The following is a 17585-nucleotide window of genomic DNA, read 5'->3' on the forward strand; positions in this document are numbered from 1 at the left end:
GAAATACCAGGATATAGAAGTTAGCCGGGCTGCATAAGCCGGTCGGTTGCACCCTCCCTTTTATAATCCCTCTCTAATTCTATATCCTGAAACGGTACCTGCATCAAAAAAGGAATAAGCATACGGCTCTGTAAGAAGTAAATCAAATAAGAATATCATGAGATCACTTAGTAGAAACATATCTGCAATCAGAAGAAAAAATCAAAAAGGAAAAGCTCCGGATATAAAAAGTAAATCAATTTTTATTAATCAGGTCTGTCTACAGGCCATAATACTAAACGTTATGAGTACTATCAGAAACAAAGTTCAATTAATCGGAAATGTGGGAAATGCTCCCGAAGTTAGAAATCTAGAAAATGGCAAAATAGTAGCTTCCTTCTCCATTGCTACCAACGAATTCTTTAAAAACTCGCAAGGCGAGAAAGTCCAAAATACCCAGTGGCACAATATCGTAGCCTGGGGTAAAACTGCCGAGATCGTAGAACAATACGTAGGCAAAGGAAAAGAAATTGCTATTGAGGGAAAATTAACCTCTCGATCCTACGAGACTACCGAAGGGGAAAAAAAATATGTTACCGAAATAGTAGCCAATGAAATTCTTCTTTTAGGAAATGCGGGTTCTAAGAATGAACCAGGATCTTAAAAAGATAGAGGGCGGTGACTGCTCGTTACGCCCTCTATTTAACTTCTAAACAATTGACATCTAAAAATTATGTTTATGAAAACTAAAGTTAATGAAATATCCATAAGATATCAGGGGAATTTTAAAATCAATCAGGCTCCGAAAATTACTTCCTCTGAGAGCGCCGCTACTATCCTGTTTAATAACTGGGATAAAGACCAGATCGGACTGCAGGAATGTTTTAAAGTCATCTTGCTGAACAATGCCAATAAAGTAAAAGGCATCTATGAGGTTTCCAAAGGCGGAATCACCGGGACCCTGGTCGACATTCGTATTTTGTTTGCTGTTATACTCAAAAGCTTAACGGTTTCTGTCATACTTGGTCATAACCACCCATCAGGAACACTTCGTCCAAGTACAGCAGACCAGAAAATCACTCAAAAAATTCAAACTGCCTGCCAGTATTTTGATATCAAACTCCTCGATCACCTGATTTTAACCCCGGATGGAGACTACTATTCCTTTGCTGATGAAGGAATGCTATGATCCTTTTTTGTCCCTTACTTTAAAAGGTGGTCTTAATAGATCACCTTTTTTCTTTTTATATTTTTTATGACTCCTCTGAGGCAATCAATTTTTGATCACTTTCTGTCCGAAAAATTTGAAAATCTGCTATCGCGAAATTTTAAAATTGACACAAAAGGAGATTTTTAGTTCAAATCGATCCAATTGGCACCAGATCCTATGAAAATTTCAGTTGACTGGAACAGGCTGAAATACTAACTTAAAGTGGTGACTTTCTGAAAGGTATAGCTTCAGAAATCCGGGTGATTTGATCTTCCTTTTAGCATACCCAAAAAATGATACATGGATTTTTTAAATCTTAAAAAAAGCAGTTGGTGCAAACCAACTTGTCTAAAAATTTTGTCCCGCAGGCGGGACGAAATCGAAGAGCAAGACGGTAACACGCGAGGCGGTGTTATACGATTGATGGAATTCTGAAAGCCCCATGGTATAAGGCTTTTCGAATTAGTGAAATGGCGATGATATCCACCCTAGTGGATACACCTCTCTAAAAAGACCAGTAAAATCAAGCAAGCTATAACCAGTATTTATAAAAATAGTATCCATGACCGTGAAATCAAGACTTCAGCTATCCTTAAAAACTGCAGAACGGTTTCGGGATTTCTCTAAGAAAAATAACAGCAATCAATCGGAAACTTTGGACCTGATGCTGGACTTTTTTGAGAAAAATAACCTCTCCCCTTTTGAAACTCTGGTGCCTTCCAAAGTAAGTCTGGAACAGCTCATTAAAAAAAGGATCGATGCCGTGATAGCCATCCTTAAAAATATTGAAAAGACTCAAACCAAACCCGGACTGCTCATGTTGAATTTACTCTTAGAAGAACGTTCCATTTCCAAACCTGCAAAAATGGAAAAGAAAAAGATGCCCCCTGCTGAAGATAAAACCCAGCAACAATTGGCATTGGAAATCTCACGACTGGAGGATGTTCTGAAATCCACCTTGAAAGATTTGGAATACCTACTGGAACATGTGGAAGTAAAGGGGAACGCATTCGGCTCAGATTACCTGAAACTAAATATCCCACGGACAGAATTCGAGCAATTCAAAGTGGCTCTAAAACGAAGAACCTAAGAAGAATATTACATGTATATCACCATCACTCCTCAGAAACTAGGTGGGGCTTTTTCCCAAAGCGCAGGTGATTTCGTGAATTACCTGGAAAAGGAAAACCAGGGAAAGGATCCGCTGGATAAAGAATATTTTTTTAATCAGTATGAGGATAAAATTAAGCCCTACCAAGTTATTAAGGAGATCGATGGAAACACGGCCAAGTTAAAACTCAAAGAGCCCAAGTATTACTCCATCACCATCAACCCCAGCCAGTACGAATTAAAACATATTCACAACAACCCGGAAAAACTTCGTGCTTTTGTCCGGGAAGCCATGAAAGAATATGCCAGCTCCTTCCATCGGGAAATCAATGGCAAACCTATCAATGTGGATGATATTAAATATTTCGCCAAACTGGAACATGAGCGGACCTATAAAAGTAATGATATAGCCATTCGGGAAAATAAGCCCTACAGCAATCAAATAGCGCACTTAAAAAATGAGCTTCGGAAAGTGGAGCGCGGTGAAGTCCTCGGAAATGCTTTGCAAATTGAAAAGGACATCCGAAAACTGGTCCGGGAGGCTCCCTATAAAATTCGTGGACAGGTAGTGGAACCGGGCATGAAGAAAGAAGGCTCCCAGAGCCACATCCATATCATTGTTAGTCGAAAAGACGCATCTAATTCGTATAGCCTTTCCCCGGGTAGCAAATACAAAGCTTCAGAAGTGAAAATGCATGGTAAAATGGTCAAGAGGGGTTTTGAGCGGGACCGGTTTATTCAAAATTCTGAAAAAGCGTTTGACAGGCTATTTCAGTATAACCGAAACTATGTGGAAAGCTATGCGGCCAAGAAAATGCTTACAAAAGATCCCAAACAGTACTTTCTATCCTTAGGCAAACTCGGTATCAATGAGAAAAAGATTGCTTTTAAAATGATCCGTCAAACAGGACTACAACTTCCTGTATTACATCTCCCTCAAAATAAAGTGGGCTTTGCTTACAAACAACTCAAAAAAATCATCGAAGCTAGCGTCAAGGCAAGCTCTATTGGTTATTAAACTTATGTATTATGAATGCTAATTTATTGTTGATCCTGTTTTTAAATGCTGCCATGGGTGGCCTATTTTACTATAGCTTGAAAAACACCTCCTGGGGTTTTATCATCAACTTTCTATTTATCTTTTTGCTGATTTTTATCAGCTTTCCTTCAGGTATTCATTTTGATCTATTCGGAGTGCTGGCTATTCGATACTTTATTCCCCTTATAGCCATGAATGTCTTACTAAATGAATGGCTACTCAAAATGGAGAAGGATAAATCAACCAGGCAATATACCTTCCGCATGCCGCTATCATCCGGCTCCGTCAAAATCAAAGATGTCCGCCGCGGGATCTCCATCATTGGAGCGGCAGGTAGTGGAAAAACAGAAAGTGTTGTGGCTCAGTTTCTAAAATACTTTAGCCAGCGAACTTTTTGTGGAATTATCCATGACTATAAGAACTTTGAACTCTCCAGGATTGCCTATCCTCTATTCAAGGAAAGTAACATGCCTTTCTACCTTATTTCCTTTGACAGGATCTACCATAAAGTGAATCCTATAGCCCCTCGCTATATGCAGGATGAAGAGAGCGTCAATGAGATTTCTCGGGTATTACTGGAAAATCTACTAGAGAAGAAAGAAAGTAGTTCTTCGGGGAGTTCCAAGTTTTTTAACGATGCCGCGGAAGGAATTATCGGAGGCCTGATATGGAAGCTTAAAACCGATCATCCCGGCTATTGTACCCTGCCTCATCTCATTGCATTATTTCAACAATTAACAACTTATGAATTAGCAGAGTTTCTAAGTTCAAACCTTAATTCCCGGGCGATGGCCAATGCCTTTATAAATGGCGTGGATTCTGAAAAACAGACCGCCTCGGTAAAAAGTACACTCTCTAATGCGTTCAAAAAAATAAGTACGCAGCGAATCTTTATGGCGTTGTCCGATGATAAGATTCCTTTAGACATCAATAATGCGAATAATCCGGGAGTAATCTCTGTGGTAAACAATCCTAAATTTGAATCGGCCTACTCTCCTATTGTAGCAACCATTATTCACAGTATTACCAAACAGATGAGTGTACATGACCGGCTTGGATCTTTTATCCTCATGGAGGAAGCCTCCACGATCCGTTTACTCAACATGCATCGTATACCTGCTACTCTTAGAAGCTATAATATAGCTACTGTGTACGTTATTCAGGATAAAATACAGAATGATATTCTCTATGGCAGAGAGGCAGGAAAAGCGATCCTAAGCAATTTATCCTATCAGTTTTTTGGAAAGGTGAATGACCCCGATACCGCGAAATACTACGAGAGTTTCTTTGAGATCGTCAAGCGAAAAAGTATCAGTGTTAGCAAAAGTGATAACCTAAATTTCGATACCCGCACCACCAAAAGTGAACGGGAAGTCGCTAAAATCAGGGCCGATGTTTTCTTCCGATTGAAACCTGGGGAGTTCGTAAGTTTCGCCGATGGAAAAGACCGGAAGGTGAAATTTTCATCCCCGAACTGGTCAAAAGAATTACCCGTTCCAAAGCATGAATTTTCATCAAAAGATATGGAGCTGAATTTTCAGAAAATTTATAGGGAGGCAAAGGCGATTTATAAATCTGAAAGCATTAAGAAATGAAACCAGTCAATTATATACTTCATCTAAATGGAGTTTTAAGGAAATTTTATAAGGATGATAGGATATCGCCTTCACATCGCAGTTTATACCTGGCATTCTTTGAGCTTTGGAATCAGAAACACTTTCCGAAAACAATTATGATAAACAGTAAACAAGTGATGGCAATAGCCAAAATACGCTCCAGGACTACTTATCACAAACTGCTTCAGGAACTTAAATTGTGGGGGTATTTGCAATACCATCCTTCCACTAGTCCCAAAAATGGATCACTTGTGGAAATGTTCAGATTTGATACTCCAATTATTCAAAAAATGGACAGGATTAGTTCAGAAACTGAACAACTACCTGTTCAAAAAATGGTCTCTTTTAATAAACATATTAATAAACGGATATTAAACTCTTTTAAACAATCCTGTCCAGAAAATGAACAAGTAGTTATAACTTATTTTAAATCTGAAAAAAGAGGTTCTTTGGAAGCTAGAAAATTTTACAATTTTTACGAATCCATAGGCTGGAAATTGAATGGAAAAAATCCGATCACTAATTGGAAAGCCTGTGCTCAAAACTGGATGATTAAAGCGGATGAAATAAAAAATGATCAAAATTCTAAGGCACTGTCCCAAATTAAGGACAGGTTCCAGTCTGGTAGAAATAAGAATTATGGAGAGCCGTTGTAAAAATGTCCTAATTACTTTTTATCTATAAATGATTAACTCATATTATAGGACTCCTCAATTAAAGGTTTTACCTTTTCAAGATCGGTAAGAGTTTTAATGGTTACTTCAGTATCACCAGTGCCGTAATGACCAATTTCTGAAACATCACGGATTTTCACTCCGCTTATATCAATAGATTGAAAATCTACTTTTAAATAAAGAAGGATTTCCTTTTTCTTGGTTCTGATCTCCGTGCAAACAAAATTCTTAATCCTGGAATATGCGTGGTAATATTTAAGTTCCTTCTTTAGAACATCATCCCCCAAGGAGGTAATAAAATCCTCTAGCGCTTCGTATAACTCTATAAGATCTTCTGATGCTGCATTAATAGCATCATCCATATTTCTGTATTTGGTCACACCTTCACCTGCAGCTTTATACTTTTCCTGCTTTTGAGATGTTCCAGCAAGTTCAAAAATCACACTATGTCCTTCAAAATACCGGTACCGTACTAACTCAATATTTCTATTTATTTGGCCGATAGCGTAATCATCATATCTGGTAAAATCCTTTGCTATACATAATAGTCTGGGGTTAGTCCAATCCACATCTGTTTTCTTGCCTAACTTTTTCATGCAAAGCATTTCAAAATTAGCCTGATGATCCATTAGCCAATCCAGATAAAAAAGTCCCTGATTAATTACGTTCTCCTTACTATCTAACTTGTATTCTATAATAACGGGACAGTTATTTTCATCTATTCCCAGACTATCAATTTTACCCTTATGTTTGATTCCGGTGTAATATTCAGATGCAAGAAAACGCACTCCAAAGAAAATATCCAGATTGGCTTCGCACAGCTTTTGAATTTCTCTTTCTAATTTAAAATCTACTGGAGCTTTTGCCTCTGCTCTTACACCATTAACACTGTATAAACGTATATCTGCCATACCTTATAATTTCTAATTGTAAATGAAAATTCAGGCATCGTGATTTTACCCTGAATCTAAATAAGGCTTAAAAAAGCCTAGCCAAAAAATGTTTGGATGATAAAATAGATCACTTAGAAATATCTTATTCTGGAAGTAGGGTTCCGGAAGGTAAATATATTGAAATGAACCTTAATTAAGAAAAAACCTACATTTAGCTTATCTTCTAACCTTTTCTGCTTTTTTTTCTAGTTGTTTATTCATTACTATGTAACAGATTTACATCTATATAAATAGAATTGCAGAAGTCCTAAATTAACCTTAAAATTGTGTGAATTGGAATGCCCTACCCTACCCGGCATTTCTGGAATATAATCCTGTACTAATCAACCTGCTATATGAGCCTGGAAAAACTTGACCTTGCATCTCCTGATCTTGTAAATGAAAATATTGAAAAAATTGCCGCTTTATTTCCGAACTGCGTAACTGAAAGCAGCAAAGGCAAGGCCATAGATTTCGATCTCCTCAAACAGGAATTAAGTGATTCTGTTGTGGAAGGCAATAAAGAAAGATATCGTTTAGAATGGCCTGGAAAAAGAGAGGCTATCGTAACTGCAAATTTACCTACCACAAAAACCTTACGACCAGTAAGGGAAGATTCTGTTGACTTTGACAATACTGAGAATCTCTACATAGAAGGGGATAATCTCGAAGTTCTTAAACTTCTCCAGGAAAGCTATTTGAATAAAATCAAAATGATCTACATAGATCCTCCTTACAACACTGGGAAAGATTTTATTTATAAAGACAATTTCAGCAAAGATGAAGAAAAAGAACTTCTAGAGAGCGGCCAAACAGATGAATATAAAAATCGATTAATAACTAATCCGGACACTGCTGGACGTTATCACTCTGATTGGCTTAGCATGATGTATTCTAGATTGAAATTAGCTAGAAACCTTCTTACTCAGGATGGAGCTGTATTTGTTTCAATTGATGAAAACGAAAATCACAATCTTCGTAAAATCTGTGATGAAATTTTTGGAGAAAGAAATTTTGTGGCTGAATTAATTTGGCAAAAGAAAACAGGTTCTTCTGATGCTAAGAATATCGCTACCATAACGGAATATGTAATTATTTACTCAAAAGAAATTACTTCTCTTGCCTTCAACCAAGATGAAGATGCCCATGATAATGCTCGTTACAAATATAAAGATGAGTACTACGAGGAAAGAGGGCCTTTTTACTATGACAATCTTGATAGAGGAACGCTTGGTTATCATGAATCTCTTGACTATGGCATACCTACTCCAAACGGTGGGTTAGCATTTCCAAATGGAAGAACTAAGAAATTAAATGATGGTTGGAGATGGAAATGGGGTAAAAAGAAATTGGAGTGGGGATTAAACAATGGCTTTATTGAGGTTCAAGAATCCTCTTCAAAAGACTGTGGTTGGGGAGTTTATTATAAAATCTATTTGAATGTGGATAATGAAGGAAACCCAAAGAAAAGAAGTTCCCCATACAAAAATATCATTCAGGGAATTCTAAATACTCATGCTTCTAATGAAGCAAAGGACCTATTTAATAGAACAGGAATATTCTCTAATCCAAAACCCACGAATTTGATATATAATCTTCTAAAAATCGGTTCAAACGAGAACGACATACTACTTGATTTCTTTTCAGGATCTGCATCTTCTGCACAAGCAGTTTTAAAAGCAAATTCAGAGGACAATTTCCGGAGAAAATATATTCAGGTTCAAATTCCTGAACCAACTGATGATAAAAGTGACGCATTTAAAGAAGGTTATAATAGTATCTGCGAAATAGGCAAAGAGCGTATTCGTAGAGCAGCCAAAAAAATTAAAGAGGAAACAAAAGCAGATATTGACTATGGATTTAGAGTCTACCGCCTGGATGAAAGCAATATGCAGGATGTCTACTATAAACCTCAAGAATATGACCAGGGACAATTGGATGCTTTTGCAGATAATGTAAAACCAGACAGAACTTCAGATGATCTTCTTGCCCAGGTAATGATCGACTGGGGACTACCACTTTCTTTAAAGATCGAACGTATAGATATTAAAGGGAAAGAAGTATTCAAGGTGGCCGAAAACTCACTTTATGCCTGCTTTGATAAAGGTATCGATGAAGAGTTTGCTAAGGAAATAGCTAATGATTCACCACTTAGAATAGTTTTTAAGGATAGTGGATTTAAAAATGATACGGCCAAAACCAATGTAAAGCAACTGCTTAAACAGTTGAGTCCAGAAACTGAAATGAAAGTGATTTAAGATGAAGTTACAATTTAAAGAACAGGATTTTCAGGTTCAGGCAGTTGAAGCAGTAGTAGAATGCTTTCAGGGTCAGCCTTTAAAAACAAATCGCTTTACTTTAGAAAGAAGTAAGGATATTCTAAAAAAGGCAAAATTAGCAGCAGCTGGAGGCACCCAAACTTCAGTATTTGAAGGAGAAGTTCTGGAAGATATCGGGTACCGAAATAGTCATGTGGCTATTTCAGAAAATCAGGTTCTAAAGAACATTCAAAAGGTTCAGAAAGAAAATGATCTTCACGAAAGCCAGAAGATTGAGCGACCTAAAGGAGTAAAACTTGGCTACAACCTAACCATTGAGATGGAGACAGGTACTGGTAAGACCTACACTTACATTCGTACCATGTATGAACTTCACAAAAAGTATGGTTGGAGTAAATTTATAGTGATCGTTCCTAGTATAGCTATCCGTGAAGGAGTCTACAAATCATTCGAGGTAACTCAGGAACATTTTCAGGAGCTTTATGGTCATAAGATCAACCCTTTTATATATAATTCCAGTCAACCCCAGGACATAGAGAATTTTGCTTCAGATAGCAGGATTAGTGTTATGATCATTAATACTCAGGCCTTTAATGCCAGAGGAAAAGATGCCAGGAGGATTTACCAGGAGTTGGATCAATTTGGTACCAGAAAGCCTATTGAGATCATATCTCAGACGAATCCTATCCTTATAATAGATGAACCCCAATCTGTAGATGGTAAGAAAACGCTGGAAAGTATGCAGGATTTTAATCCTTTGTTTACTATCCGTTATTCTGCTACTCATAAAGTAGAATATAATAAGATCTATCGCTTAGATGCTTTGGATGCTTATAACCGACGTTTGGTAAAGAAAATTCAGGTTAAGGGGATTAATTTAAAAGGCTCTACAGGAACTTCAGGGTATCTGTACCTGGAACAGATTAGCTTAAGTACCTCTAAACCACCTTATGCTGTAATTGAATTTGAGAAGAGAACTACTTCTGGCTCTATTAAAAAAGAAAGAAGAAAGGTTGAAGAAGGTTTCAATTTATATGAGCATTCCGGTAATATGCCAGCCTATAAAAACCAGACCATCACAGAGATCAATGGTTATCTCAATAAGATAGTAGTTGGAGGCAAGGATATTTACCCAGGAGACATTCTGAATGATAAGGATGAAAATGCCTTTAGGAGAGTACAGATTCGGGAATGTATCATGTCCCATTTACAGAAGGAAAAGCAACTGTATCAAAAAGGAATTAAGGTATTATCCCTGTTCTTTATAGATACGGTAGAAAAATATAGGGTGTATGATGAAGATGGCGAACAGGCTCTAGGAGAATACGCCAGGATTTTTGAAGAAGAATATAATAAGGTACGGAGTGAGTTTCTCGACCTTTTCCAACAGGATTATAACGATTATTTAAGGGATACCGATCCTTCTAAAATTCATAAAGGCTATATGTCAACCAAGTATGAAGAATACCTTCAGCGTGATGATGCAGATGAAGTTCACCAGGGATATTTCTCTATTGATAAAAAGAACAGGCTAACAGATCCCAAGGTAAAGAGAGGTTCAGAAGATTCAGATGATATTAGTGCTTATGATCTTATCATGAAGGATAAGGAGAGACTTTTAAGTTTTGAAGAACCTACTCGATTCATATTCTCCCACTCTGCTTTAAAAGAAGGTTGGGATAATCCTAATGTGTTCCAAATTTGTGCCCTTAAAAATCCAGAAAGCGGCAGTCTTACAAGACGTAGACAGGAAGTAGGGCGTGGAATGCGTTTAAGTGTGAATAAAAATGGTACTCGCCTGGATTATGACATGGTTGGAGACCAGGTTCATGAGATCAATAAGTTAACGGTAATTGCTTCGGAAAGCTACGAAGCCTTCGCCAAAGGATTGCAAAAAGAAATTGCCGACACTCTTAAAGACAGACCTCAAAAAGCAGAAGTTAAATTCTTTACCGGAAAACTAGTCTCCAATGAAAAAGAAGAAGAGCATCGAATTACTGAGGTGGAGGCTAAACACTTAAATAAAATTTTATTTGCGGAAGGGATTATTGATATAGATGATAAAATTACCGAGGAAGGCCGTGAAAGAATTGAAAAAGAAGAAGTACCGGTCCCAGATCAGTTAAAACCATATAAAGAAGCAGTCAACAAATTATTGAAAACTGTTTACACCGGGGAAGAATTCAAACCTGAGGATGAAAGAAAAACCGTCGTTCTAAATCCCAATAAGAATTTCAGCAAAAAAGAGTTTCAGGAGCTTTGGGAAAAGATTAATCTCAAAACCATATATGAGGTTCAATTTGATACCGAAAAACTTATAGAAGATAGTAAGATCAAGATTAATGCTCAGCTTAATATCGGCGATAGAATCTACGAGGTAAAAACTGGTGAACTACAGGATGGCACCAAAAAAGAAATGGAGGAAGGCAATCTTGTAAAAGAATCCAACAGGGAATATCTAAAATTGAAGAATGATCTTTACACTCATACATTATACGACATTGTAGGGGAAATAGAAGTCCATTCCAATCTTACCAGAAGAACCATAGTAGAAATTTTAAAATCTATTAAAGAAGAAAAATTCCTGCTACTTAGAAAAAACCCTGAAGAATTTATCTCGAAATGTAGCAAGCTTATCAATGAGGTAAAAGCCAGTTTGATAATCAACAATATCATCTACCATAAAACTGATGAAAGGCACGATGCTAAAACTGTATTTACTAATGACAAGTCGGCCTTAAGGGATTCTGAGCTTCTACAAAAGCATATTTACGACTTCCTTACTACAGACTCTAAAATAGAATCCAGATTTGCTCAGGCTCTTGAAAACAGCACTGAGGTAGTGGTTTATGCCAAACTCCCTAAAAGCTTTTCCATCTCCACGCCTGTAGCGAATTACAGTCCAGACTGGGCAATAGTTTTTGATGAAGATAAAGTGAAGCAAATTTATTTTGTTGCAGAAACCAAAGGATCTGACTCAGACCAGGATCTTAGAGAAATAGAGAAACTTAAGATTCACTGTGCTACAGAACATTTCAAGGAAATAAGTGGCGACCAGGTGAAATTTGAAAAAATAAGCAGCTACGAAAAGCTTATGGAGATTGTTCAATTAAAACATGAGAATGAAGTTAATTGATAATGTAAATTCTCATTTAGGCGACGATCTAAAACAAACCCTTAAAAAAGGAAGTAAGCTAAGTATAGCTGCTGCATCTTTTTCTATCTATGCGTTCGAGGCCTTAAAAAAGGAACTTGTTAAGATCGAAGATTTACGATTCATTTTTACCTCGCCTACCTTTATTGAAGAGCATTTCCAAAAAGATAGTAGAAAGTTCTATATCCCTCATATCGTAAAGGAATCTGAACTTTGTGGTGGAGATTTTGAGCTTAGGCTTATGAACCAGCTAAACCAAAGGGCTATTGCAAAGGAATGTTCAAAATGGGTTCAGGAAAAAGTTACTTTCAAATCAAATAAACATAGCAACCAGCAGCTAAATGGAATGATTCATCTTAAGAACAAAGAAGATGAAGAATTCTCTTATATCAATGTAAATAGTTTCACAACTTCAGATTTAGGTATTACCAGTAAAAAGGGTTTCCCTACTCTAATTCAAAAAACGGAATATCCGGATAGTAAAGCCTATTTAGAGTGGTTTAATCAGATTTGGGAAAATGATGAAGACCTTTCCGACGTTACCGAAAAAGTACAGGATTATTTTGAGAGTGCATATAAAGAGAACAGTCCTGAGTTCATCTATTTTATTACCCTCTATAATATTTTTAATGATTTCCTAGATGATATTTCCTTAGAAACCCTGCCAAATGATCAGATAGGATTTAAAGAAACGGTTATTTGGGATAGACTTTATAATTTTCAAAAGGATGCTGTAATAGGCTCAATCAACAAACTGGAAAAATACAAGGGCTGTATTTTAGCTGATAGCGTAGGTCTGGGTAAAACCTTCTCCGCACTTGGAGTTATCAAATATTATGAGATGAGGAACAAGGATGTCCTTGTTTTATGTCCTAAAAAACTTGAAGCCAACTGGAATACCTTTCGTCATAACGACAAGAACAATATTCTGGCAGAAGACAGATTAAGATATGATGTTTTATTTCATACTGATCTTACTCGTGAAAGAGGTATTAGTAACGGCAGGCAACTAGAAAACGTTAATTGGGGAAATTACGGTCTAGTTGTAATTGACGAATCCCACAACTTCAGAAATAATAATCCTAATAAAGAACGAGAGAATCGTTATCAGAAATTATTAAGGAAGATTATTAAAGAGGGTATTGAAACAAAGGTTTTAATGCTTTCTGCTACTCCGGTTAATAATAGGTTTAACGATTTAAAAAATCAGCTTGCTTTAGCCTATGAAGGTGAAGCCCATAATATTGACCAGCGTTTAGAAACTACTTCAAGCATTGATCTAATTTTTCGTCGTGCGCAACAGGCATTCAATGTGTGGAGCAAATTTGAAACTGAAGAGAGGACCACAGAAAGACTTCTGGACATGCTGGACTTCGATTTCTTTGAAATATTGGATTCACTTACTATTGCTAGGTCGAGAAAACATATAACTACTTATTACGATACAGCAGATATAGGAAAGTTCCCGGAACGAGAAAAACCTGAATCTATAAGAAGCTCTCTTTCTTCTACAGCTGATACCACCTATGAATACATTGCAGAAAGTCTTACTCTGCTAAATCTTTCAATATATACTCCTCTTAATTATATTCTGAAAAGTAAGATCCAACTATATGCTGATCTTTACGATAAAGAAGTAAGATCTGGCTCAGGTAAATTATCACAAATGGACCGGGATAATAGCTTACGAGTGTTGATGAGGATCAATCTCTTAAAGCGTTTAGAAAGTTCCGTAGATTCCTTCAGAATAACTCTTGAAGGGATAATCTCTCAGATCGAATCAGCAATTAAAGCAATTGAGAAAGGTAACGACGGAGATTATGAAGGCATACAATCGAGAATAAATGATGAAAATTTCGATTGGGAATCAGATTGGGGTGATGAGGAGCAGGTAATTGGGAAAAAAATTAAAGTTCACCTGGCAGATATGGATACTGTAGAATGGAAGGAAGACCTCGAAGAGGATCTTTCTATCCTACATAATCTCTGGAATCAGATAGTAGACATAACCGGTAAGGATGATGAGAAGTTACAACGTTTAATTTCGATTTTAGAGAAAAAGGTAGAAAAGCCTTTTAATGCAGATAACAAAAAAGTGATCATTTTTACTGCTTTTGCTGATACTGCGAATTATTTATACGAGCACATTAAAGATTATTTTAGTTCAAAATATGGACTAAACAGTGCGTTGATAACTGGATCTAGAAAAATTACTACTGCCAAAAAAATACCTCCAGATATCAATGCAATTTTAACCTGCTTTTCTCCTTTATCAAAAGGTAAGGCACAATTATATCCTAAGATTGATGAGCAAGTAGATCTACTAATTGCCACCGATTGTATTTCTGAAGGTCAAAACCTCCAGGATTGTGATACTCTTGTGAATTATGATATTCATTGGAATCCTGTACGTATCATCCAACGTTTTGGAAGAATTGATCGTATTGGTTCCAAGAATGATAGTATTCGCATGATCAATTTCTGGCCAGATATAACCTTAGATTCATACATTAATTTAAAGCAACGTGTAGAAAATAAAATGCTCATAGGTAACCTGGCAAGTACAGGGGATGATAACATATTAAATACTGATGAAAAAGATCTTGAGTACAGGAAAATTCAGCTACAGAGATTACAGGATGAAGTAATTGACCTAGAGGATTTAAAAGAAGGAGTTAGCATAACAGACCTGGGTTTAAACGATTTCAGGATTGACCTCTCCAACATGATCAAGACTAATGGAGAACTTAAGAATATCCCTGAAGGATTACATGCAGTAGTAAAATCTAACGAGCATTTACCACCTGGAGTAATTTTCGTATTAAAGAATATTAATACCAGTGTTAATATTAATAAACTTAACCGTTTGCATCCTTTTTACATGGTCTATATCAAGAATGACTCAAAAGTTGCGTATAATCATGTAGAGCCAAAAAAGATATTAGACTCTATGCGAATGGCTTGTAAAGGAATCAACAAGCCCTTAGTAAACTCATGTAAAGAGCTAAGCAATGAGACAGATGAATACCAGGAAATGGATTTCTTTTCCAATTTACTTAAGCAAAGCATTGGAACTGTACTACAACGGGAGGAAGAAAAGGATGTAATGAGCTTATTTCAGCCTGGTGGTACAACAGCTCTTCAAGACAAAATAAAGGGCATTGAGGACTTTAAATTAGTTTCTTTTTTAATAGTTAAGTAGATGGATATTTTCGATTTACCAGAAAGAATGAGAGTTGGGAGAGTTATTCCAAAAAATGCTTTTGATTCTTACACTAATTCAAAACAAAAGCAACTTTTTACCGACCTGATAAAAAGAATAACCTGGGAATATAAAATTTCAGAAGCGACCTCTAATCTTACAGGTAAGGAATTAAAGGAAATTCAAATATTTTATGTCGAACTAAAGGAACAGAAGGAGATTAAAGAGGTTTTGGATATTGTAGATAATGCCATCCCTTACCCCATCATATTCCTGATCAACTGGAAAAATGAATATTACTATTCTACTTCAACTAAGCATGCTCATCCTACTAATAATAACATCAGTGTTATTGATTGGAATTTTAAGACTGATTGGTTAAATGAAAATGAATTTTCTCAGGTCTCTATTAATCTTAACCGTAGTTTAGATCATGTTTATAAAGAATTCTGTCTACAGTTATCTGAGGAGAAAAATACTCCAAACTCTTCTTTGGAAGATATTGTGGAACATCAGGAGAAGCTTAATTCGCTCAGGAATAGCATTGAACAACTAGATAAAAAAATTAGGAGGTCTAAACAGTTCAATGAAAAAGTGGAGCTTAATCAGGAGTTGAATAAGAAAAAAAGAGAGTTGGAAAATTTAAGAGTAAAACCGCAGAATTAATTTGTAGATAATATTATTTCATACGGTTTATTTAGATAAATTGACATGAAAGTTAAAATTTGTTAAAGCGAGACCAATCCGGTGACCAATTTTTCATGACCTCTGGAAAGCCCTATAAACACCATGAAAATTGTAAAATGGTCGTTCCCTCCGACTCCACAATTAAGCGCAGCCGGGCTGCGGATTAAAATTTAAAAGATCTGCCAGGTATTTTCCTGAGCAGATCTTTTTGTATTAAGACGCCTGGACGTTAAGGACAGCCGGATGCATTTACAGGATCGGAGAATAAGGTTGAGGCGAAGCCAGCCCCTCCGACTCCACTATATAGCCCCGTAAGCATTGTGTTTACGGGGTTTTTTATTTTGCATTGGCAAATTGGGTGACTAATTGTTCAAGTTTTGTATTGAAAAAGGCAAGCAATGCCAGACCGTCAAAAATGAATTGCGTAGGGTCTATTTATTTAAAATGGCTGGCATATTGCCTTCATTGTTGTTTAAAAAATTCTGGTCAAATAGCTGTTCCAAAAGGATTTTCAATGCTTAAAGCCGGTTCACTGAACCATTTTGGACCATCTTCCGTCATGTATACATGATCTTCCAATCTAATTCCGAACTTATCTGGAATTACGAGCATGGGTTCAATGCTAAAAGTCATGCCTGGCTGAAGCAGGGTTTCATTTCCTCCCAGGATGTAAGGATGCTCATGAATTTCCAAACCAATTCCGTGACCCGTACGATGTGGCAGGCCGGGTAATTCATATCCAGGACCCAAACCATTCTTAATCAAGGTATTTCTTACTTCCTCATCTATATTTCCGCAGGACCCACCTATCTGGCAGGCATGAAACGCAGCAAACTGTGCCTTTTTTTCAATGTTCCAGATATCGGTTTCTTTCTGGGTGGGCTTTCCATAGCAATACGTCCTGGTGATATCTGACAAATAACCGTTAAACCTGCAACCTGTATCAACCAGAACTATATCGCCCTCTTCCAGGGGTTTAGGGTTTTTAACTCCGTGAGGAAAACTGGTATCTTTTCCAAATAATACAATACAGAAATAAGATCCAGAGGCTATGCCGAGCTTTTTGTGCGCTGCATTTATAAATTCTACCACCTCCAACGTCGTAATTCCAGGTTGTAGAATTCGTGCCGCGGCCCGTTGTACCTGCATGGTCAGATCCATTGCATATTGCAGCTGTTCGATCTCAGCCGGGCTTTTGATCATTCTGATACTTCTGATTAGATTCTCTGCATTCAATATCTTCAATTTCCCGGCATTCTGAAACCTGTTTACAATATTGAAAGGAGTAGAATCATCTACCGCCAGCGTTGCATTATCAGCAAATAATTCTACGATTTTGTCTACCGGGGATTCATGTTCCTGCCAGGAGAGTATTTCTCCTTTTTGATCGATATATTCGCTGAAAGTGCCAATTTCAAATTCCGGAACCGGGTAGAAAAGGGAACCATCGCTAAAGATTACAGCGCCGACCAACCTTTCAGAAGGATGCCAGCTGGTACCTGTGAAATAATAAAGATTTGTGCCTGCATTTAGATATAATGCATCAATTCCATTCTTTTTCATCAATGAGCAGGCTCTGTCTATTCTTTTGTGAAATTCAGAGGAAGGTATTTCTTCAGGCTGCCTCAAAGGCCTTCGTAACTTCTCCAGTTCAGCCTGTGCGGTACTCCCTCCTATCCCATATTTTCTGTTGCTGTTCATTT

General features: G+C 36.9%; 12 protein-coding genes. 10 read left to right on the top strand and 2 right to left on the bottom strand.

Annotation, left to right across the window (positions count from 1 at the left end):
* Nucleotides 1–283: 283 nt before the first annotated feature.
* The 6 genes from GRFL_RS02765 to GRFL_RS02790 all read left to right on the top strand — a co-directional run bounded on the left by GRFL_RS02765 (nucleotide 284) and on the right by GRFL_RS02790 (nucleotide 5610).
* Nucleotides 284–643: a single-stranded DNA-binding protein gene (locus GRFL_RS02765; RefSeq protein ID WP_083645930.1), complete on the top strand. Its 360-nt coding sequence runs from the start codon at nucleotides 284–286 to the stop codon at nucleotides 641–643.
* Between the two features lie 75 nt (nucleotides 644–718).
* On the top strand, nucleotides 719–1168 hold the full coding sequence (locus tag GRFL_RS02770; RefSeq protein ID WP_083645931.1) for a JAB domain-containing protein: 450 nt from the start codon (nucleotides 719–721) through the stop codon (nucleotides 1166–1168).
* A 583-nt stretch (nucleotides 1169–1751) separates the two neighbouring features.
* Nucleotides 1752–2279: a BfmA/BtgA family mobilization protein gene (locus tag GRFL_RS02775; protein ID WP_083643185.1), complete on the top strand. Its 528-nt coding sequence runs from the start codon at nucleotides 1752–1754 to the stop codon at nucleotides 2277–2279.
* Nucleotides 2280–2291: 12 nt separating this feature from the next.
* Nucleotides 2292–3317: a MobB family relaxase gene (mobB, locus tag GRFL_RS02780; RefSeq protein WP_083643186.1), complete on the top strand. Its 1026-nt coding sequence runs from the start codon at nucleotides 2292–2294 to the stop codon at nucleotides 3315–3317.
* An 11-nt stretch (nucleotides 3318–3328) separates the two neighbouring features.
* Nucleotides 3329–4933: a type IV secretory system conjugative DNA transfer family protein gene (locus tag GRFL_RS02785; protein WP_083643187.1), complete on the top strand. Its 1605-nt coding sequence runs from the start codon at nucleotides 3329–3331 to the stop codon at nucleotides 4931–4933.
* Nucleotides 4930–5610, top strand: coding sequence for a hypothetical protein (locus GRFL_RS02790; RefSeq protein ID WP_083643188.1), 681 nt, complete (start codon nucleotides 4930–4932; stop codon nucleotides 5608–5610). Before GRFL_RS02785 ends, GRFL_RS02790 begins: the two co-directional genes overlap by 4 nt.
* 32 nt (nucleotides 5611–5642) lie before the next feature.
* Here the strand turns inward: GRFL_RS02790 and GRFL_RS02795 are convergent, their stop codons facing one another.
* Nucleotides 5643–6539 (bottom strand): DUF5655 domain-containing protein, encoded by an 897-nt coding sequence (locus GRFL_RS02795; RefSeq protein WP_083643189.1) that lies wholly within the window; start codon nucleotides 6537–6539, stop codon nucleotides 5643–5645.
* Nucleotides 6540–6916: 377 nt separating this feature from the next.
* On the opposite strand from GRFL_RS02795, the gene GRFL_RS02800 reads away from it, so the two are divergent.
* Genes GRFL_RS02800 through GRFL_RS02815 form a run of 4 tightly spaced genes read left to right on the top strand, consistent with a single transcriptional unit; the run spans nucleotide 6917 to nucleotide 15861 of the window.
* Nucleotides 6917–8818: a site-specific DNA-methyltransferase gene (locus GRFL_RS02800; RefSeq protein WP_173850089.1), complete on the top strand. Its 1902-nt coding sequence runs from the start codon at nucleotides 6917–6919 to the stop codon at nucleotides 8816–8818.
* Nucleotide 8819: 1 nt separating this feature from the next.
* Entirely contained in the window at nucleotides 8820–11975 is a 3156-nt protein-coding gene (locus GRFL_RS02805) for a type III restriction-modification system endonuclease (protein ID WP_083643190.1), read from the top strand.
* Nucleotides 11962–15195 (top strand): helicase-related protein, encoded by a 3234-nt coding sequence (locus GRFL_RS02810; RefSeq protein ID WP_083645933.1) that lies wholly within the window; start codon nucleotides 11962–11964, stop codon nucleotides 15193–15195. Before GRFL_RS02805 ends, GRFL_RS02810 begins: the two co-directional genes overlap by 14 nt.
* Complete coding sequence (locus GRFL_RS02815; RefSeq protein ID WP_083643191.1) at nucleotides 15196–15861, top strand: DUF4391 domain-containing protein; 666 nt, start codon at nucleotides 15196–15198, stop codon at nucleotides 15859–15861. It abuts the gene before it with no gap.
* Between the two features lie 507 nt (nucleotides 15862–16368).
* Here GRFL_RS02815 and GRFL_RS02820 read toward each other — a convergent pair.
* On the bottom strand, nucleotides 16369–17583 hold the full coding sequence (locus GRFL_RS02820) for a M24 family metallopeptidase (protein WP_083643192.1): 1215 nt from the start codon (nucleotides 17581–17583) through the stop codon (nucleotides 16369–16371).
* Between the last annotated feature and the right edge of the window lie 2 nt (nucleotides 17584–17585).

Origin of the sequence: Christiangramia flava JLT2011, assembly GCF_001951155.1 — a bacterium.
Lineage (GTDB): Bacteria > Bacteroidota > Bacteroidia > Flavobacteriales > Flavobacteriaceae > Christiangramia > Christiangramia flava.